We start from the raw sequence: 17,911 nt of genomic DNA, 5'->3' as shown, positions 1-17,911 counted from the left end.
CTCTTCGGTGACCCGGACGCACGCGGCTTCGGCCGCGTCGGCCCTCAGCGTGCAGGGGGCGGCAGCTTGGCGTGGTCCAGGTCGGGGCGGCGCCAGGGGTCCACGTGGGTCATCAGGTTCAGCACGCGGTGGCGTTGCAGCACGCGCTGCCGGGCAACGACTGCGATGTCGTGGCCGGCTTCGACGCTGAGGGTCGCATCCACTTCCAGGTGGGCGTCCACGACGATCATGTCGCCCATCTTGCGGGTGCGGATGTCGTGCACGTTTTTCACGCCGGGCGTGGCTGCCAGTGTCTGCCGGATCGCGCTGACTTCCTGCTCGTCCACTGCACGGTCCGTCAGGTCGTGCAGCGCATCCCAGGTGAAGCTCCAGCCCATCTTGGCGACCATGAAGCCGACGATGAGCGCGGCGATGGGGTCAAGAATCGGGTAACCCGCCAGGTTGCCGGCAATGCCGATGCCGACCACCAGCGAGGACGCCGCGTCTGAGCGGGCATGCCAGGCATTGGCCACCAGCATGCTGGATTTCACCCGCTTGGCCACCGCCAGCATGTAGCGAAACAGCAGCTCCTTGGCCACCAGCGCGCCGCCGGCCACCCAGAGTGCGACGACATGGACCTGCTGCACCAGCTCGGGCTGCTCCAGCTTGCGAAACGCCGACCACAGCATGCCCACGCCCACCGCCAGCAGCAGCGCACCCAGCACCAGCGAGGCCGCGGTCTCAAAGCGCTGGTGGCCGTAGGGGTGGTCTTCGTCGGCGTCCTTCTGGGCATGGTGGCCGGCCAGCAGCACCACGAAGTCGGCCACCAGGTCTGACAGCGAGTGGATGCCGTCTGCCACCAGGCCCTGGGATTTGGCCAGGATGCCAACGGTCACCTGCGTGGCCGTGAGCATCAGATTGACCCCCACGCTGACCCAGGTGCTGCGCGCGCCTGCGGCGGCGCGCTCGGCTGGCGTGTGCTGCAGGTCTTCGGGATCGTCGGCGAAGTCTTGTTTGAAGTTCATTTCACGAGCGGCCAGCAAGGGGCCGACCCATTCAACACCAGCGTTTGCGACGTCGCTTGATGCAACGCAAGGCGGCCGGCGGGCGCACTGAGCAGACCCACATCATCGGGCACGCAGCTTGAGGACACCTTAAGGCAACGCTAAGACGCGCTGGCCATCATCGCAACAAAGGAGTTGCCATGAAGCACTTGTACTGGGTTCGCCTCTTGCCGGAGGCCCTGGCCGCGCTGGCCGCCCTCGCCGGGCCGGGGGCTCATGCCCTGGCCGCCACCCCCGCCGAGATCCTGAGCGCCTACAGCGCGCAGGCCGGCACGGCGCCTCAGCCGGCACGCGGCCAGCAGTTTTTCAATGTGACGCACGGCCGGGAGTGGCGTTGCGCCTCTTGCCACGGCGCGGTGCCAGTCCAGGCTGGCCAGCACGCCAGTACCGGCAAACCGATTGGCGCATTGGCGCCGGCCTTCAACCCCGAGCGCTTCACTGATCAAGCGAAGACCGAAAAGTGGTTCCGCCGCAATTGCAATGACGTCGTCGGGCGCGAATGCACATCGGCCGAGAAGGCCGACGTGCTGAGCTGGCTGATGACGCTCAAGCCGTGAGCGAGCCGCCCCGAATGTCGACGCATCGAAAGTCCACCATGCCCCGCGATCCTGCTGTCCCGCCACCCGTTGCCGCCTGGGCGCTGGCGGCTGCCCTGGCCCTTGGCCTGTGTGGCCGCGCTGCTGCTGAAGAGGAGCGGCGCGCGCCGGCGCCGCCCATGCTGCCCAGCTACAAGACAGAGTGCGCCGCCTGCCACGTGGCCTACCCGCCGGGGATGCTGCCAGCGGCGTCCTGGCAGCACCTGATGACCCGGCTGCCGAATCACTTCGGCACCGATGCCTCGCTCGACCCCGCGGTAGTGCGCTCGCTTTCCACCTGGCTGAGCGCAAACGCTGCGACCGGACGCCGCGCGCAGGAGGCGCCGCCTGAGGACCGCATCACCCGCTCAGCCTGGTTTGTGCGCCAGCACGACGAAGTGCCCGCAGCCGTCTGGAAGCGGCCATCCATCAAGAGCGCATCGAATTGCGCAGCCTGCCACACCGGTGCCGATCAAGGAGATTTCAATGAACACAGGGTCCGAATTCCGCGCTGAGGCGCCCGCCCAAAAGGTGCTGGTCTGGGACGCGCCGGTTCGCGTCTTCCATTGGCTGATGGTGTTCAGCTTCGCCGGGGCCTACCTGACAGCGGAGAGCGAACGCTGGCGCCTGGTGCACGTGACGCTGGGCTACACGATGGCCGGGTTGCTGGTGTTCCGCCTCGTGTGGGGCCTGGTTGGCAGCCGCCACGCGCGCTTTGCGAGCTTCGTGCGCGGCCCGGTGGCCGTTGCACGCTACCTTCGCGGCCTGGCACACGGCCAGCCGGAGCATCATGTGGGGCACAACCCGGCGGGCGCGGTCGCCATCGTGGCGCTGCTGGGCTTGACTGCGCTGGTGACGGCAACGGGCTGGGCCACCTACAGCGACATTGGCGGTGAGTGGCTGGAAGAGCTCCACGAGGGGGCCGCCAACGCCATGCTGGCCTTGGTGGGTGTCCACATCGTGGGTGTGCTGCTTGGCAGCTGGATGCACCGTGAGAGCCTGGTCGCCGCCATGGTGACCGGGCGCAAGGCGGGGCGCCCGGAAGATGGCGTGCGAAGCACATGGCGTAGCGTGGCGGTGCTGATGCTGGTGGCTGTGCTGGGCTTCTGGGCCTTGCAGTGGCAAAGCGCGCCAGTGGCAGGCGGCCCGGATGCGGCCTCCGGCTTCACCGCCGGGCATGACCGCGACGATGATGACGACGACTGAAAGATCAGGACGAGGACAATCCGGACCATGCGCATCCTGCTTGCCGAAGACGATCCGTTGCTCGGCGACGGGCTGCGCGCCGGCTTGCGCCAGCTGGGCTTCCAGGTCGACTGGGTGCGCGATGGTGGCGCGGCAGAACGCGAGTTGCGCGCGCAGCCCTATGCGGCCACGGTGCTGGACCTCGGCCTGCCGCTGAAGGACGGCATGGCGGTGCTCGCTGCGATCCGGCAGGCCGGCCTCACGCTGCCGGTGCTGGTGCTGACGGCGCGGGATGCCGTGCCAGACCGCATCCGCGGGCTCGACGTGGGAGCCGATGACTACGTGGTCAAGCCGGTTGACCTGAACGAGCTCGCTGCCCGGCTGCGCGCGCTGGTGCGGCGCTCGCATGGCCAGCCGCAGGAATGCCTGACGGCCCAGGACGTGGTGCTGGACCCCGCTGCGCGCTCTGTTCTGCAGGCCGGCCTGAACGTGCCGCTCTCGGCGCGCGAGTTTGACCTGCTGCACGCGTTGATGCTCAACGCCGGGCGCGTGCTGTCGCGCGAGCAGTTGGCGCAGCACCTCTACAGCTGGGGACAGGAGGTCGAGAGCAACGCGGTCGAGGTGCATGTTCACCACCTGCGGCGCAAGCTCGGCACCGCGCTGATCCAGACGGTGCGCGGTGTCGGCTATGTGCTGACGCGCGAGCTGCCGAGGCCCTGATGCGGTTTCCCCTTTTGCACTTGCCCCGCTCGCTGCAGGGCCGGCTGTTGCTGATGGTGATCGGCGGGGTGGCCGGCATCTGGATCGCGGCGGCTGCGCTGACCTGGCTGGACGTGCGCCACGAACTCGATGAACTGCTGGACGGCCATCTGGCACAGGCCGCGGCGCTGCTGGTGGCGCAGCAGGCGGCCGAGACAGAGGAGGACGAGCACGGCATCAACGCCCCTTCGTTGCACCGCTATGCGCCGAAGGTCGCGTTTCAGGTCTTCCATGAAGGCCGGCTGGCGCTGCGCTCTGCCAACGCGCCGGCCACGCCGATGCTGGCCCTCGCCGGCAGTGCCGAAGAGCGTCCTCAAGAGGGCTTCCGCACGATTGCGATGAGCGGTGCGACCTGGCGGGTCTTTGCCACCTACGGTCGTGAACGAGACACGCAGGTCTTCGTTGGCGAGCAGGTCGAGTCGCGCAACGCCATCCTCCGGGCGGTGCTGCGCAGCGTGCTCACGCCCATGCTGTTTGCGCTCCCCCTGCTCGCGCTGGCGGCCTGGTGGGCGGTGCGCCAGGGCGTTGCGCCCATGCAGGTGCTGAGCCGCATGCTGGCCAGGCGGCAGGCGCAGGCACTGGCGCCGATCACGGTGGATGGGGCGCCCTCCGAGATGGCCCCGATGCTGGCGGCCTTGAACAGCCTGTTCCAGCGCATTGCCGAGCTGATGGCGTCGGAGCGCCGCTTCACCGCCGATGCCGCTCATGAGTTGCGCACCCCCATCGCGGCGATCCGCGCCCAGGCGCAGGTGGCACTGGCTTCATCGGACGACGCGGAACGTACCCATGCGCTGCAGGCGACCGTGCAGGGCTGCGACCGCGCCACGAGACTGGTCACGCAGCTGCTGACGCTGTCCCGGCTTGAAGCCGGCAGCTCGCCGGTGCTGGGCCGGCTGGATGCCTGCGCCGTGGTGCGCGAGGTGGTGGCCGATGTCGCCGCGCTGGCCTTGGACAGGCAGCAGACCATCGAGGTCGAAGCCCAGGCGGCTTGCCCGGTCAATGCCGACGCGACGCTGCTGGCAGTGCTGCTGCGCAACCTCGTCGACAACGCCATTCGATACAGCCCGGCGGGCGCCCGCGTCAGGGTGGTGGTTCGGAACCTGGCCGGCAGTGTCAGCGTGACGGTGGCCGACAGCGGGCCGGGCATGAGCGAGGCCGAGATGGCACACCTGGGCGAACGATTCTTCCGGGTCGTTGGTACCGGCCAGAGCGGCAGCGGCCTGGGCTGGTCCATCACCCGACGCATTGCAAGCGTGCTGGCCGCCGAGCTCAGCGTGTCCCGCTCGGCTTTGCTGGGTGGGCTGTCGGTCGAGCTGCGGTTTCCGCTGGCTTGAGGCGCGGGCCCGTCAGCCCTGCACCGCTGCAGGGGCCATGCTCAGCCCGTGGCGGGTGCCCGGCTCCATCAGCAAGGACCGCCTGGCGAGCTGCATTTCCTCGGCCGGCAGGTCCGCCAACAGCCCCACTTCGCCGGCAACCAGCGTGGCGACCGGCACACCATCGCGGTAGAGCACCCGGCTGCCCGCCGTGCGCGGCAGCTTCGGCCCGGGCAGCAGCGTGCCCAGCAGATTCGCAGGATCGGTTGCTGCGAGGCAAATCCAGGCGTTGCCTGGCGGCTGTCGGCGCACTTCACGCATGCGGGCCACGGCTTCTGGCAGTGCGAACTGTTCGCCCGAGACGCCAGCGATGAAACGGCCGCCGCGCAACTCGCCGCGCGCCTCCAGCCGGCGGCAGACGCGCACCAGGTCGCGCCAGGGCGGCAGCCACGCGGGCTCGCGCTCCAGCAGGCGCCAGGCGATGACGCCGTAGCGGCGCAGCAGGGTCTTGACGACGTGTTCCAGGTCTTCGGCCGACGGGGTGGATTCGGCTACCGGCTGGGCGCGCACCAGCGACCAGCGGCCGGCGTCCTCGATGCCGAACAGCGGGCGGCGCGGCGCGTGGTGGCGCGAGCGGCTGCTCGCGTGGGCGGACGGGCGCTTGGACGGGGGCACCATCAGCGCGCGCAGGCCGGCGAAGCTGTCGCAGCTGGCGCGGCCACGCACCACGAGTTCGGCCAGCGCGTCTTCCAGCTCGCTTTGCAGCAGGCGGGTGCCTTGCTGCATTTCGTCGAAGAACGAGGCGCCGTGGCTGGCGAGGTGGTCGGCCAGGCGCTGGGCGCGGGCGCCGAGCGCGGCGTCTTCGGTGGGCGCCGGGGCGATGCGCGCCCATTGCGCTGCGCTGCGGCGCGGCAGCAGCAGGATCGGCGTGCTGCGCAGCGAGCCGCTGACGCTGCCGCCTTTGCCGCCGTTCGAGACGGTGGGGCGCAGGCGAGTCCAGGTGATGCGACCTGCGGTGCAAAGGTCGTCCAGCCAGGTGCTGCTGTAGTCCCGCACGCGGGCCGGCAGGATCTCGGCTTCCCATTGGCCGGCCGGCGCTTCATAGCCTTCGAGTTGGGCCAGGACCGCCGGGAGCGCCTCGGGACCTTCGACCTGGTGGGCTGGGCCGACCTGCTGCCAGTCGAACAGGAAGCGCGCGAAGTCCCGCGGCTCGACCGGCTCGATCTCTTGGCGCAGGCGCTTGAGCGTGTAGCGATGAATTCGGGCCAGCAAGTGCCGCTCGCACCATTCCACTTCCAGGGTGCCAGGCGTGAATCTCCCCTGCATCACCGAGCCTTCGGTCTGCAAGCGCAGCAGCGCGTTTTCGGCCTCGCCGGGCGGCAGTTGCAGGCTGGCCGCCAGTGTGGCCTGCGTGACCGGGCCGAGGCCGCCGAGGCGGGCGCGCAGCAGTTCGCGCAGAACGTCTTCGCGCGGGCCGGTGGTGGCGTATTCAGGTACCGGTTTCAGTGGCGGATGCAGCGTGGCCTCGGGGTACAGCGTCTGCGCCTCGGCCAGCCGTTCGGCGGCTGTCCACAAGCCGTTGGACAGCCGCGTGGCGCGACCGGCGCGGGCCAGTGCGGCGAGCCAGCCTGGCCATCCGGGGTTGGCGGCGGCCTCGCTGTCGCTGATCAGGCCGAGCCCGTTGAGGGCCTCGTGCATTTCGTCGGCGTCGCGGGCGCGGGGCCAGGCTTCGTCGCGCACGGCTTCAATCGCTTCGGGTGACAGGCGGCCCAGATCGTCAGCGCTTTCGGGGTCGGTGTAGCGGCGGTTCTGCACGGCTTGCGTGCGGCGCTCTTCCAGCGGCGCGTCGTCCAGGAAGGCGTAAGGCTTGGCGTTCAGCGCTTCGGCGGCCAGCGGCGAAGGGCCGGTCAGGTCGCACGCAATGACTTCCAGCTCGCCGGCTTCCAACTGCCGCAGCACGGCCAGCCAGCCTTCGGCGTCCATGGCTTCGTGCAGGCAGTCGTCCAGCGTCTGGGCGACAAGGGGATGGTCGGGGATCTCGCGTTCGCCAACGATGTTTTCCAGGCAGGCGACCTGGTCCGGGAAGACCGCCGCCAGCAGGTCTTCGGACTTCATGCGCTGCAGCTGCGGCGCGACCTTGCGGCCGCCGCGCATGCGCGGCAAGGCCAGCGCGGTGGTGGCGTTCCAGCGCCAGCGCACGCCGAACAGCGGCGCGTCCAGCAGCGCCTGCGTGAGCACGTTCAGCGCCGTCTTGCTGTTCAGGTAGCGCGCCACTTCTTCGAGCGGAAAGCTGTGGCTGGTGGACAGCGACAGCACGATGGCATCTTCGGTCGCCGCAGCCTGCAGCTCGAAGTTGAACTGGCGGCAGAAGCGCTTGCGCAGTGCCAGGCCCCAGGCGCGGTTGAGCCGGCTGCCGCGCGGAGAGTGGATCAGCAGCTGCATGCCGCCGCTCTCGTCGAAGAAGCGCTCCAGCACCACGCGCTGCTGGGTGGGCAGCACGCCGAGCGCTTCCAGGCTGCGGCCCAGGTAGTCCACCAATTGGCGCGCGGCAGCATCGTCCAGCGCCAGTGTGTCCCGCGCCCAGGTGACGGCTTCTTCCGGCGTGCCGGCCAGCCATTGGCGCTCGAAGTCGGCCCGCAGGCGGGAGACGGCAAACGAGAGTTCGGTTGTGCGGCCGGGCGCCTCGCCGAGCCAGAACGGGATGTTGGGCGCGGCGCCCTGCGCGTCTTCCACCCGCACCACGCCGGGCTGCACACGCAGGATGCGGTAGCTGGTGTTGCCGAGCTGGAACACATCGCCGGCAATGCTCTCGACCGCGAAGTCTTCGTTGACGCTGCCGATCTTGTCGGCCTGCGGCTCCAGCACCACGGTGTAGTCGCCGGACTCGGGGATGGTGCCGCCGGAGGTGAGGGCCGTCATGCGCGCGCCCTTGCGCTCGCGCAGCTGGCGGTGCACGGCGTCCCGGTGTACATAGCCGGCGCGTGGGCCCTGGCGGGTGGTGAAGCCTTCGGAGACCATGCGCACGACTTCGTTGAAGCGCTCGCGAGTGAGGTCCCGGTAAGGCCAGGCGCGGCGCACCAGCTCGAACAGCGCGTCTTCATGCCATTCCTGGCAGGCCACCTCGGCAATGATCTGCTGGGCCAGCACGTCCAGCGGCGCAGGCAGCACGTGCAGCGCATCCAGCTCGCCGCGGTTCACGGCGTCCAGCAGCGCGGCGCATTCGACCAATTCGTCGCGCGACTGCGGGAACAGCCGCGCCTTGGGGACGCCGCCCACATGGTGGCCGGCGCGGCCGGCGCGTTGCAGGAAGCTGGCGATGGCGCGCGGCGAGCCGAGCTGGCAGACCAGGTCCACGTCGCCAATGTCCAGCCCCAGCTCCAGCGAGGCCGTGGCCACCAGCACCTGCAGCTCGCCGGCTTTCAGGCGCTGCTCAGCCAGCAGCCGGGCTTCCTTGGACAGGCTGCCGTGGTGCGCAGCCACCGCTTCCTTGCCCAGCCGTTCGCCCAGGTGGCGCGCGGCGCGCTCGGCCATGCGGCGGGTGTTGACGAAGACCAGGGTTGTGCGGTGCGTGGCGACCAGTTGCTGGATGCGGTCGTAGACCTGGTCCCACTGGTCCGTGGACATGACGACGCTGAGCGGCGTGGGCGGCAGTTCCAGCGCCAGGTCGCGCTGGCGGGTGTAGCCGATGTCGATGATTTCGCAGGGTTTCCCGCCGGTCAGGAAGCGGGCGACCTCGTCAATGGGCTTTTGCGTGGCCGACAGGCCGATGCGCACCAGCGAGGCGTTGCAAAGCGCCTGCAGCCGCTCCAGCGTCAGCGCCAGGTGGCTGCCGCGCTTGCTCGCGGCCAGCGCGTGGATCTCGTCGACGATCACCGTGCGCACCGTGCCCAGCAGCTTGCGGCCCGATGCCGAACCCATCAGCACGTAGAGCGATTCGGGCGTGGTCACGAAGACATGCGGCGGCCGGCGCAGCGCCTGCTGGCGCTCGGTGGCGGGCGTGTCGCCGGTGCGCACGGCGGTGCGGATGTTGACGTCCGGCAGGCCGAGCTTTGTCAGCTGTTTTCGGATGCCGGCCAGCGGCGCTTCGAGGTTCAGCCGGATGTCGTTGGACAGCGCCTTCAGCGGCGAGACGTAGACGACCGCACATTCATCTGGCAACTGGCCGCCGTTCTCCAGGCCACTGCGCACCAGCGCGTCCAGCGCGGCGAGGAAGGCGGTGAGCGTCTTGCCGGAACCGGTGGGCGCGGCCACGAGGGTGTGCTGCCCGCGCTGGATGGCCGGCCATGCGGCCGCCTGCGCGGGCGTGGGCGCAGGGAAGGTCTGGTCGAACCAGGCCTGGACGGCGGGGTGGAAGTCGTGAGGAGAGGTCACAGCACCAGTGGGCAAGGCGTGGGCGCAGCTTGCCACGTCGGGGCCGGGCCTGCGAAATCAAGGCAAATGATGGGCCAGCGCCGACAAGCCATTTTTTACATTCGGGGGCTTCAGAAAGGACTTCAGTCGGTCGCCCTTGTGCCGATGAGCGGGGCTGATCCGATGCAGCTTGCCGGTTTGCAGTTTTGATCGGTCCTTTGCCGCCTCACAGCCCTTCAACAGACGCTGCCAGACGCCATGCCATCTTCTACCCGCACCTACGAACGCCGGCACCCCCATGCCGGCAATGAATCCCGCAGCGAGCTTCGCCGGGCCATCGTCATCCTCGCGGTGGCGGCGGGCGTGCTGTCGCTGCTGTTCCCGCTGAGCCGGTTCACCGCGGACTCCATGAACGCGGGCAACCGGTTGAAGGAGGAGTCCAACTCCTCGGCGGTGCTGGTCTGCACCAGCGGCACCATGGTGCACGGCGACGGCAGCCTGGCCGACTTCTTCACCGAAAAAGGCTACTTCCAGTGCAACGACTGGAAGATGGGCAACGGCGCACCCACCGCGCGCTGAGTCCCTGCCGAGGGCGCGCAGCTTCAAGCTTCCGCGCTGCCCTTGGCCAGCCTGGCCACCAGCTTCATCAGCGTGGGCACGCGGCGCCTGCCGTGCATGGCCCGCACCCGCGCCTTGGCCGAACCGAGGTCCAGCCCCACGCTGGTGATGATCAGCGGCCTGGCCTCTTCCTCGCGGTACAGCTCGAACTGCGCTGGCGTGTCGGCCATGGCCGTCTTCGACAGCCCGACCACCGCCGCCCGCCCGCCCAGCGCCTGGTAAAGCCGCTGGCCCAGGCCAGGCGTGTCCTGCGCGTCCAGGAACACAAAGCCGTCGATCAGGATCACCTCGGGCTGCAGCGCATGCTGGCGCAGCAGTTCCAGGATGGCGTGCAGCTCGCGCAAGTCCGGCTCGCCTTTCGCCGGCTTGTCCAGCGCCGCCACGCGAGTCACGAAGGTACGCTCCGCTTCGGCCGCACCCCATTCGTCAAACGCCACGGCTGCGGCCTGGCCACCGGTGCCGTCAAGGTGAACATCCACTGCGAGTTTCATGAGGTGCGCACCTGTTGGTTTCGCCGGCATTGTCCGCTGGGGCGCTCAGTGGCTGGCGGGTGGGGCGAGCCTCAGCGTGAGGCTTTCCATCACCACGCCCGACGGGAGGTAGCGCTTGATTCGCTCGGCCAAATCATCGCTCGGAACCGCCGACACGCCGAACGAAGCTTCATCTCTGCGCCGTGCGGCGGGTGCTTGCGCGGCGCCTTGTTGTCCGCCGTGCGCCTCGTGCTTTTCATGCGGCCGACCTTCGCTGCATGCCTTGCAGAGCACCTGGATGTTGGCAGACCAGTCTTCACAGCTGAAGCCAGCTTCGTCCAACTGCTGCTCGACTGCCTCCAGCGCCTCGGGCCGGGTGGCCCGCAGCCGCAGCTCATAGGTGGCTTCAGATGAGGGTTGCATCAACATCAGCACATTGAACACCGGGCACTCGCGCCCCTGGTGTTCCCGGTAGCCCACCGCGGCACCGTCGTGCAGCACCACATCACCGGCCCGGAAGCCGGAGTCGGGAAACGGGATGTTGCCAATGCGCACGCGAACTGGGTCGATGCGACGCCCCCAGACGACCTCGGCTTCGCCGTCCGGGTTCAGCCGTACCGGGGTCATGCCGAAATCGTCGTCGATCGGCCCTTCACCCGGCGCGATCTTCATTCCCAGCCTTTGCCAGGTGCTGCGCGCCACGTGCCAATGGCCTTGCGCTGTTGCGGCGATCGCCAGGTTCCAGTTCGCTGCCTCGTCGTCCGGTGCCAGCGCCACCGCGCGCTGATTGAAGTCTTCCGACAAGGCCCACTCGCTGCGGTACTTGTGGATCAGCCCGATGTTGTAGAGCGTCTCCGGTCTGTTTGGGTTCAGCGCCAGCACGCGCTGGTACATGGCCAGCTTGGCATCGTCGTCCTCCAGTTCGGTGGCTTGTTCGTGCAGGTCTTCGGCAAGTTGTTTGTCAGCTTCGGTCATGGGGCTGAGGTGGGGTGTTGGCGGGTGGCTGAAGGAGTGGCAGGCCGGTTTCTACCAGAGTGGCGCTTGGCGCGAGTGGTTGCGCTGTTGTGCGTCGCAGGCGAGTTGAGCATGGCCAGAGGCGCACCGGTGCGGAGCCGCCCGAGGTTCCTGCCTCTAAGATCCCAGCTTTCCACGCATCGGATGCCCTGGGTGATTTCGACACTGACGCAAACCAAGTTCGCTGCCTTTCTGTTCGACATGGACGGCACGCTGCTCAACAGCATTGCGGTGGTCAACCGCGTGTGGGGCCAGTGGGCCTTGAAGCATGGGCTGGATCCGGTGGCAGTGGGGCACACGCTGCACGGCCGGCGCGCCATCGACACGGTGCGGGACTGGCAGACGCCGGGCATGGACGTGGACCTGGAGGCCGAGGCCATCCTGCAGGCGGAACTGGACGATGTGGTTGGGCTGATCGAGATTCCCGGCGCGCAGGCGTTCCTGGCCGCATTGCCGCCTGATCGCTGGGCGCTGGTGACTTCGGCGCCGCGGGCGCTGGCTTTGCGCCGGGTGCGAGCCGCGGGGCTGCCGCTGCCGGCGGTGATCGTCACCGGGGATGACGTGGCCAATGGCAAGCCGGCCCCGGACTGTTTTCTGCAGGCGGCAAAGCTGCTGGGGGTGGCGGCGAGTGACTGCCTGGTCTGGGAAGATGCGCCGGCAGGCATTGCGGCAGCGGAGGCGGCGGGCGCCTCGGTGATGGTGATTGGCACCACGCACGCCACGCCGATGCAGACGCCGCACCCAGTGGTGGGCGGCTACAGCCAGCTGAGCGTGGCGGTGGACGAGGACGGCTCGCTGCTGCTGCAGGCCGTGAACGAAGGCTGACGGGCGCTCAGCCCGGCTGGCCATCCACAGCGGGTGGCGGCGGGCTCGGCGGCGGAGTGGATCCTTGCTGCGCCTCCGGCAGTTTCAGGCCCACGTAGGTGCCGGCGCTCAGGCCCATCAGCGTGAGGATGGACGGGTCCAGCTCCGGCATGGTCAGCCGGGTGCCAACGTGGATCAGGAACATCAGGCCGAGGGCGACCGTCATCACCAGCATCTGCAGCCGGTGGATGGTCAGGCCGTTGGCATCGCTCAGCAGGTCATGGAAGAACACGCCGGAGTTGCCGGCGTCGGCCTTGCGGTCGGCCGAGACGCCGACCGAGGCCAGCGTGGTGGCGCTGGCGATGCCCATCAGTGAAAGCGCCTGGCCGCTGATCACCGGCATCTCGCCGGTCACCAGCCAGAGGAAGACAAACGACGCGAAGACGATGGCGAACCACCAGGCCATCTGTGTCTTGGCCAGGCTGAAGGTGCGCTTGGCCAGCGGCGTGCCGGGCACCGCGCCGTCGCGCAGCAGGGCGGAGAAGCGGGCAAGGTAGATCAGCAGCGCCCAGACGTAGGCCACGATGGCGAAGGCCACCGGTGACCACCAGGCGAAGATGGCGAAGCTGAATTGCCGGCCGCGGGGCGAGAGGTGGGCGGTCTTGCCGTCCTCGTTGGTCTGCACCAGCTCGTAGCCCAGCGTGCGGCCGTCTTTCACTGCGCTCAGCGGCTGGCCGAGGATCACGGTCCACACGGCCTGGTCGGCCTCGGCGGGCAGCTTGTTGTCGCCGTGGTGGAACCAGAATGTGGCGACCGGCTTGGGCCCGTCCTGGCAGCCCACCGCGCGCAGGCCGGTGTCCATGCCTTCGACCTTCAGCACCAGCTTGCCGGTCTCGATCTCGTCGCACGAGGGCGACGGCAGCCGCTCGAACGACAGCATCTCGTTGACGCGGGGCTTCGCCTGGCCGGGCTGCAGCCCGCTCTTCCAGACCACCGCCATCATGCAGGCCACCAGCACGGCGTAGATCAGGCTGGCCAGGCCAATGCGCTGGCCGTGGGTCAAAGGTGTGGACATGGGGGCGGTTCTCCCGGCGCGGGACAGCCGCGCAGCGGGGCGATGGTGGTCCGCCGGTCGCCCGCGGGCAATCCTCCTTCTGAGGGACAGCGGCCGGGTAGGCCCGTCCCAGGCCCGGTGGACGGGCGGAGGACTGCAACATACCAGGCGAACGCAGCTCTCAAGGTGCCCCTACCGCGGGCGGCGCGAGGGCGGCCTGCTCCAAGGACAGCGAGGGAACATCTTGGCGTTGGCGCCGCGATTGTGAGGATCACGGGCGGGAAAGCGCCTTTGCCTTGAGTCGTACAATTGAGTTGTACGTATTCAGGAGAGCGCCCGATGGACAGCATTCCCTACAGCGAAATTCGCGCACATCTGGCCGAAACCTTGCGTGAGCTGGAGGTGCGCGAGGAGCCGATCTACATCTCGCGGCGGGGTGAGCCGGCCGGGGTCTTGATGTCGGTGGCGCAGTACCGCCGGCTGACCACTGGTGACGTCGCGCCGGGCCCCTGGGCAGCGCTGCAGGCGTGGCGCAGTGAACACGCAGCCGAGCTCGCTCAGCAAGATCATGCGGACGACCCGTTTGCGAATCTTCGCGAGGCGGACGAGAACGGTGGCCGTGCACCATTCGAATGGCCGGCTGACGCGGGCTTGGGCAAGGCCGAAGGCGCATGACTGTGGCGCTGAGCCGTGAGCCGTCCCCAGCCATTCTTTGGCTGCTCGATGCCAACGTCATCTCGGAACTGGCCCGGTCTCATCCGGAGCCGCAGGTCGAGCGACTGTTCCAGCAACACCAATCGGAGCTGGGGCTGCCGGCACCTGTCTGGCATGAACTGAACTACGGCTTGCTGCGCTTGCCGGAAGGTGCGCGCAAGGCCAGGCTGCTGGCCTTTCTGCAACGGGTCTGCGGCACGCTGCCCAAGCTGCCGTACGACGAGGCGGCAGCCATGATCCATGCACAGCTGCGCGCTGAAAGCGCGGCCCGTGGCAGGGTGCTGCCGTTTGCAGACGCGCAGATCGCATCTGTGGCCATTGCGCAGGGCTGCACGCTGGTCACCCGCAACGCCAAGGACTTCGCCGATGTGCCGGGTCTGCGCTGGGTGAACTGGTTCAGCAACTGATCCGTCGGGAAATGCGCGTCACGTGAAGGTGATGTAGCAGCCGTTTCCGTCCCCTTGTTGACGAACCCCGTGTCTCGGTCGTCGCACGACGCGCCAGGCTTTGCAGATGTGCGGATTTGGCCTCGCTTGTCGGGGTTTGGACCCATGCAGCGGCACGGTGCAATGTCGATACCTGGCATGCCGACGGCTGTGTGCCGTGCGGTACCAAACAAGGATGTAGGCGATGAACTTGAACAATGTCTCCGTGTCGCGCAAGTTGTGGGCGACGATTCTGCTGCTGCTGGTGGCCGTGCTGTCGATTGCGGGGCTGACGCTTTGGCGCGCCGAGCAGGTGCGGCGGGCTTCCGTGGCGGCGCTGGCCGACACCCACGACATGATCGCCAAGTCGGTGCTGTGGAAGGGCTTGACCGAGGCAGCGGTGGCGCGGGGCATGGCTGTTTCGGTGAGTGGTGACCCGGCCTTGCGTGAGCTGTTCAAGGACAACCTGGCGAATGACGCACCGCGCATCGCCAAGCTGCGCGAAGGCCTGGCCAAGCAGGCGCAGACGCCGGAAGACCAGGCTTTGCTGAAGACGATTGGCGCCAACGGCAAGGCGCTGGTGGCGGCAAGCAAGAAGACAGGTGACCTGGGCGCTGCGGGCGACAAGGAAGGCGTTGCCGCGATGCTCAAGGCCGAGTACGCGCCGGCAACGCTGACCTACCTGGCCAGCATCGAGCAGTTCGTTGACCTGCAGCGCAAGAAGGGCGAGCAGGCGCTGGCGGATGCGGATGCCGTCCAGCGGCGCATCGTCGTGGAAGGCAGCATTGGCGCCCTGGTGGTGGGCCTGCTGTCGCTGTTTGCGATCCACCGGCTGGTGGGGTCGATCCGGCTGCCGCTGCGGCGCGCCATCGAGGTGTCTCAGGCGATTGCGGCGGGTGACCTGACGCAGCAGATTGATGACCGCCGTGGCGACGAGTTTGGCGAGCTGATGCGCGCGCTGCAGCACATGAACGGCGAGCTGGCGCGGGTGGTGGGCAATGTGCGGGCGTCGACCGACAGCATCGGCACGGCGTCGACCGAGATTGCCACCGGCAATGCCGACCTGAGCATGCGCACCGAGCAGACGGCTTCCAACCTGCAGCAGACGGCCAGCTCGATGGAACAGCTGACCGGCACGGTGAAGCAGTCGGCCGAGTCGGCCTACACGGCCAACCAGCTCGCCACGTCCGCCGCCGAAGTGGCCCAGCGCGGTGGCGCGGTGGTGGCGCAGGTGGTGTCCACGATGGACGATATCCAGCACAGCTCGCGCAAGATTGCCGACATCATCGGCACCATCGATGGCATTGCCTTCCAGACCAACATCCTGGCGCTGAATGCCGCGGTGGAGGCTGCGCGTGCCGGTGAGCAGGGCCGCGGTTTTGCAGTGGTGGCGAGCGAAGTGCGTTCGCTGGCGCAGCGCTCGGCCGAGGCGGCGCGCGAGATCAAGGCTTTGATCGGCAGCAGCGTGGACCGGGTGGAAGCCGGCTCGCGCCTGGTGCAGGACGCGGGCAGCACGATGAACGACATCGTCGCCAGCGTGAAGCGGGTGACCGACATCATTGGCGAGATCACCGCCGCCGCGCGCGAGCAGAGCGAGGGCATTGGCCAGGTCAACACCTCGGTGACGCAGCTGGACCAGATGACGCAGCAGAACGCGGCGCTGGTGGAACAGTCGGCCGCGGCCGCCGAAAGCCTGCGCGAGCAGGCCGGCAGCCTGGCCGGCGTGGTCGCTCAGTTCAAGCTGCGCTGAGCGGCTTGTTTCCACAGAGCGCATGTTGCATGGCGCTCAGCGGGCCGGGTGGCAGTTGAACTGCCCCGGCCCGTTTTGCTTTCCGGTCAGAAGCCGGGCACCGGCTCGCCCAGCATCTTGGCGCGGGCGAAGACGTAGGGGATGGAGCCCATGGCCAGCAGTTCGTCGTGGAAGCGGCGCTCCGAGTACTGCGCGCCCATCTTCTTCTTGTAGTCGGCCTTGAGCGCAAGGATCTGCTGCTTGCCGGCGAAGTAGCAGATCAGCTGGGCCGGCCAGTTGACGCTGCGCTTGAGCTCGGGGTCGATCTCGCCCTTGCCGGGCTGGGCTTCGTCTTTCCAGTCGGCGCTTTGCTGCAGCGGCCATTTGCCGGTTTCGATGTTGACGTCGTAGACCACGCGGCGGATGCGGAAGCGATCGCTGCGCAGCACGTTGTATTGCGCGGCCAGCGAGTTGCCCAGGCCGCCTTGCTCCCACATTTCCTGCTCGGCATACAGGGCCCAGCCTTCGTTCTGCACGGCATCCTGGAACAGGTTGCGCAGCGGATTCGGGTTCAGCCGGGCAATGCTGAGCTGCAGGTGATGGCCGGGCACGCCTTCGTGTACCGCATACGGCCCCATGCCGGTCTCCTTGAACAGCACCAGGCCGCGCACATTGCGCTCGCGCTCTTCCTGCGACATGGCGGGGTTGAAGTGGCCGATGTTCCACCAACCGACGTTGTCGTCGATGAACGGTGGTGGCGGGTTCATGCTGCCGCCGTCGCCGGTCAGCGGCACCATCGCGTCAGGTGTGACGCGGGTGCGCACGGGGCCCACGCCCGCCGGCACGGTGACAAAGCCGGCCGCCTGTATGGCGGCCAGGTTCTGCAGCTGGATCTGGTCGTGCAGCGCCAGGATGGCGGCCTGGTTGAGCGCGGTGGCCTGCTGCTTCAGCTCGGGCGGCAGCGGCCCGGGCGGTGGCAACTGCGGCTTGAGCTTGGCCATCTCTGCGTCGGCCGTGGCCAGCTTCTGCTCGGCCAGTGCCAGCAGCGCGGCCGGGTCCCAGGGCAGCAGGCTGGCGTGCTTCAGGCGCCAGGCGTAGTTCTCGGCCCCAATGACGGCATAGGGCTGGTCGAGGTGGCTGCGTTCCAGCTCGCGGCGGTAGGCGCTGAGCGCGGCGATGGCCGCGTCGCCCTGTGGCACTGGCCTGGCCTTGAACATCGCGATCATGCCGTCCAGCAGGCCTTGGGCAACCTCGGCGTCCACCTGCGTGGGCCGGCACAGCGCGCTCATTTCGCGGACCAGCGCGGGGATTTGCCCGGCGATGGCGCTCAGCGCGTCACTGCGGCCTGGCGCGTAGGTGAGGATGGCCAGGTAGCTGTTGGCCGTGGTTTCCAGCCAGGCGCCCGGGCGGTGCAGGTACAGGCGCTCGACGTTGAGCTCGCGGTCCATGCGCTCGGCATTGGCATACACCCAGCGCAGGTCGATCTGCTGGTCCACCGGCCACTGGCGCCAGGGCAGGGCGCGCAGCCGGGCCATGTCCGCTCGCAGGCGCTTGGTCAGCGCCGCGATGTGTTGCGGCGCGAAGGAGGGCAGGCGCAAGGCGTCGTCCACCAGGCCGGACTGGGACGCGAAGTCCGGCGTGTAGGCGGCTTGCACCAGCAGCACGTCGCGGGCGACGGCAACAAAGCGCGGGTCGCCGGGGATCTGGATCTTGCTGATGCGCGGCGCGGCGACTACCGTTGCGGCTGCGGGCGCCGAATCGGCGGGCCTCGCGTGGACCGGGGCAGCCGCGAAAGCGGAAAGCGCTGCAGCGAGCAGCCAGGAAGGAGACGCGGAAAGGTTCGGCATGGCGTGAGCAC

The 17,911-nt window shown here is 68.6% G+C and carries 16 protein-coding genes; 10 read left to right on the top strand and 6 right to left on the bottom strand.

Annotated features, from left to right (window positions below):
* Positions 1-44: 44 nt before the first annotated feature.
* Positions 45-1,004: a cation diffusion facilitator family transporter gene (locus AC3WR5_RS30975; RefSeq protein WP_492489531.1), complete on the bottom strand. Its 960-nt coding sequence runs from the start codon at positions 1,002-1,004 to the stop codon at positions 45-47.
* 179 nt (positions 1,005-1,183) lie between these two features.
* On the opposite strand from AC3WR5_RS30975, the gene AC3WR5_RS30970 reads away from it, so the two are divergent.
* From AC3WR5_RS30970 to AC3WR5_RS30950, 5 genes are read left to right on the top strand one after another with little or no spacing between them, the layout of a single operon-like run.
* A complete protein-coding gene (locus AC3WR5_RS30970; RefSeq protein WP_141287491.1) occupies positions 1,184-1,600 on the top strand; it encodes a DUF1924 domain-containing protein in 417 nt (138 codons plus the stop codon).
* 38 nt (positions 1,601-1,638) lie between these two features.
* Positions 1,639-2,133, top strand: coding sequence for a diheme cytochrome c (locus AC3WR5_RS30965; protein ID WP_492489611.1), 495 nt, complete (start codon positions 1,639-1,641; stop codon positions 2,131-2,133).
* Entirely contained in the window at positions 2,105-2,824 is a 720-nt protein-coding gene (locus AC3WR5_RS30960; RefSeq protein ID WP_492489528.1) for a cytochrome b/b6 domain-containing protein, read from the top strand. Before AC3WR5_RS30965 ends, AC3WR5_RS30960 begins: the two co-directional genes overlap by 29 nt.
* Positions 2,825-2,851: 27 nt before the next feature.
* Positions 2,852-3,523, top strand: a complete 672-nt coding sequence (locus AC3WR5_RS30955) for a winged helix-turn-helix domain-containing protein (RefSeq protein ID WP_492489527.1) — start codon at positions 2,852-2,854, stop codon at positions 3,521-3,523.
* Entirely contained in the window at positions 3,523-4,896 is a 1,374-nt protein-coding gene (locus AC3WR5_RS30950) for an ATP-binding protein (protein WP_492489525.1), read from the top strand. Before AC3WR5_RS30955 ends, AC3WR5_RS30950 begins: the two co-directional genes overlap by 1 nt.
* 12 nt (positions 4,897-4,908) lie before the next feature.
* Here the strand turns inward: AC3WR5_RS30950 and AC3WR5_RS30945 are convergent, their stop codons facing one another.
* Positions 4,909-9,261 (bottom strand): DEAD/DEAH box helicase, encoded by a 4,353-nt coding sequence (locus AC3WR5_RS30945; RefSeq protein WP_492489523.1) that lies wholly within the window; start codon positions 9,259-9,261, stop codon positions 4,909-4,911.
* A gap of 222 nt (positions 9,262-9,483) precedes the next feature.
* Between AC3WR5_RS30945 and AC3WR5_RS30940 the strand changes: the two genes are divergently transcribed.
* Positions 9,484-9,804, top strand: coding sequence for a hypothetical protein (locus AC3WR5_RS30940; protein WP_492489521.1), 321 nt, complete (start codon positions 9,484-9,486; stop codon positions 9,802-9,804).
* 23 nt (positions 9,805-9,827) lie between these two features.
* Here the strand turns inward: AC3WR5_RS30940 and AC3WR5_RS30935 are convergent, their stop codons facing one another.
* A complete protein-coding gene (locus AC3WR5_RS30935; protein WP_492489519.1) occupies positions 9,828-10,334 on the bottom strand; it encodes an endonuclease V in 507 nt (168 codons plus the stop codon).
* Positions 10,335-10,379: 45 nt separating this feature from the next.
* A complete protein-coding gene (locus AC3WR5_RS30930; RefSeq protein WP_492489518.1) occupies positions 10,380-11,288 on the bottom strand; it encodes a tetratricopeptide repeat protein in 909 nt (302 codons plus the stop codon).
* A gap of 192 nt (positions 11,289-11,480) precedes the next feature.
* Here AC3WR5_RS30930 and AC3WR5_RS30925 point away from each other — a divergent pair, with 192 nt between their 5' ends.
* Positions 11,481-12,152 (top strand): HAD-IA family hydrolase, encoded by a 672-nt coding sequence (locus tag AC3WR5_RS30925; protein WP_492489516.1) that lies wholly within the window; start codon positions 11,481-11,483, stop codon positions 12,150-12,152.
* Positions 12,153-12,159: 7 nt separating this feature from the next.
* Here the strand turns inward: AC3WR5_RS30925 and AC3WR5_RS30920 are convergent, their stop codons facing one another.
* Entirely contained in the window at positions 12,160-13,206 is a 1,047-nt protein-coding gene (locus tag AC3WR5_RS30920) for a hypothetical protein (RefSeq protein WP_492489514.1), read from the bottom strand.
* A 318-nt stretch (positions 13,207-13,524) separates the two neighbouring features.
* On the opposite strand from AC3WR5_RS30920, the gene AC3WR5_RS30915 reads away from it, so the two are divergent.
* The 3 genes from AC3WR5_RS30915 (at position 13,525) to AC3WR5_RS30905 (ending at position 16,074) form a co-directional block, all read left to right on the top strand.
* Entirely contained in the window at positions 13,525-13,860 is a 336-nt protein-coding gene (locus AC3WR5_RS30915; RefSeq protein WP_141285658.1) for a type II toxin-antitoxin system Phd/YefM family antitoxin, read from the top strand.
* Complete coding sequence (locus AC3WR5_RS30910; RefSeq protein ID WP_492489512.1) at positions 13,857-14,306, top strand: type II toxin-antitoxin system VapC family toxin; 450 nt, start codon at positions 13,857-13,859, stop codon at positions 14,304-14,306. The genes AC3WR5_RS30915 and AC3WR5_RS30910 overlap by 4 nt, the downstream gene beginning before the upstream one ends.
* 223 nt (positions 14,307-14,529) lie before the next feature.
* Positions 14,530-16,074: a methyl-accepting chemotaxis protein gene (locus AC3WR5_RS30905; RefSeq protein WP_492489510.1), complete on the top strand. Its 1,545-nt coding sequence runs from the start codon at positions 14,530-14,532 to the stop codon at positions 16,072-16,074.
* Between the two features lie 86 nt (positions 16,075-16,160).
* Here the strand turns inward: AC3WR5_RS30905 and AC3WR5_RS30900 are convergent, their stop codons facing one another.
* Positions 16,161-17,900, bottom strand: coding sequence for a DUF885 family protein (locus AC3WR5_RS30900; RefSeq protein WP_492489508.1), 1,740 nt, complete (start codon positions 17,898-17,900; stop codon positions 16,161-16,163).
* Between the last annotated feature and the right edge of the window lie 11 nt (positions 17,901-17,911).

It is taken from the genome of Ideonella sp. FW305-24, assembly GCF_058788035.1.
Note: the sequence above shows the minus strand (reverse complement) of the source record. Positions and strands in the feature narration are given on the sequence as shown.

Excerpts from the sequence above, each read along its gene's own strand:
- AC3WR5_RS30975 (WP_492489531.1), bottom strand. The coding sequence starts at position 1,004 with ATGAACTTCAAACAAGACTTCGCCGACGATCCCGAAGACCTGCAGCAC.
- AC3WR5_RS30970 (WP_141287491.1), top strand. The coding sequence starts at position 1,184 with ATGAAGCACTTGTACTGGGTTCGCCTCTTGCCGGAGGCCCTGGCCGCG.
- AC3WR5_RS30965 (WP_492489611.1), top strand. The coding sequence starts at position 1,639 with ATGCCCCGCGATCCTGCTGTCCCGCCACCCGTTGCCGCCTGGGCGCTG.
- AC3WR5_RS30960 (WP_492489528.1), top strand. The coding sequence starts at position 2,105 with ATGAACACAGGGTCCGAATTCCGCGCTGAGGCGCCCGCCCAAAAGGTG.
- AC3WR5_RS30955 (WP_492489527.1), top strand. The coding sequence starts at position 2,852 with ATGCGCATCCTGCTTGCCGAAGACGATCCGTTGCTCGGCGACGGGCTG.
- AC3WR5_RS30950 (WP_492489525.1), top strand. The coding sequence starts at position 3,523 with ATGCGGTTTCCCCTTTTGCACTTGCCCCGCTCGCTGCAGGGCCGGCTG.
- AC3WR5_RS30940 (WP_492489521.1), top strand. The coding sequence starts at position 9,484 with ATGCCATCTTCTACCCGCACCTACGAACGCCGGCACCCCCATGCCGGC.
- AC3WR5_RS30935 (WP_492489519.1), bottom strand. The coding sequence starts at position 10,334 with ATGAAACTCGCAGTGGATGTTCACCTTGACGGCACCGGTGGCCAGGCC.
- AC3WR5_RS30930 (WP_492489518.1), bottom strand. The coding sequence starts at position 11,288 with ATGACCGAAGCTGACAAACAACTTGCCGAAGACCTGCACGAACAAGCC.
- AC3WR5_RS30920 (WP_492489514.1), bottom strand. The coding sequence starts at position 13,206 with ATGTCCACACCTTTGACCCACGGCCAGCGCATTGGCCTGGCCAGCCTG.
- AC3WR5_RS30915 (WP_141285658.1), top strand. The coding sequence starts at position 13,525 with ATGGACAGCATTCCCTACAGCGAAATTCGCGCACATCTGGCCGAAACC.
- AC3WR5_RS30910 (WP_492489512.1), top strand. The coding sequence starts at position 13,857 with ATGACTGTGGCGCTGAGCCGTGAGCCGTCCCCAGCCATTCTTTGGCTG.
- AC3WR5_RS30905 (WP_492489510.1), top strand. The coding sequence starts at position 14,530 with ATGAACTTGAACAATGTCTCCGTGTCGCGCAAGTTGTGGGCGACGATT.
- AC3WR5_RS30900 (WP_492489508.1), bottom strand. The coding sequence starts at position 17,900 with ATGCCGAACCTTTCCGCGTCTCCTTCCTGGCTGCTCGCTGCAGCGCTT.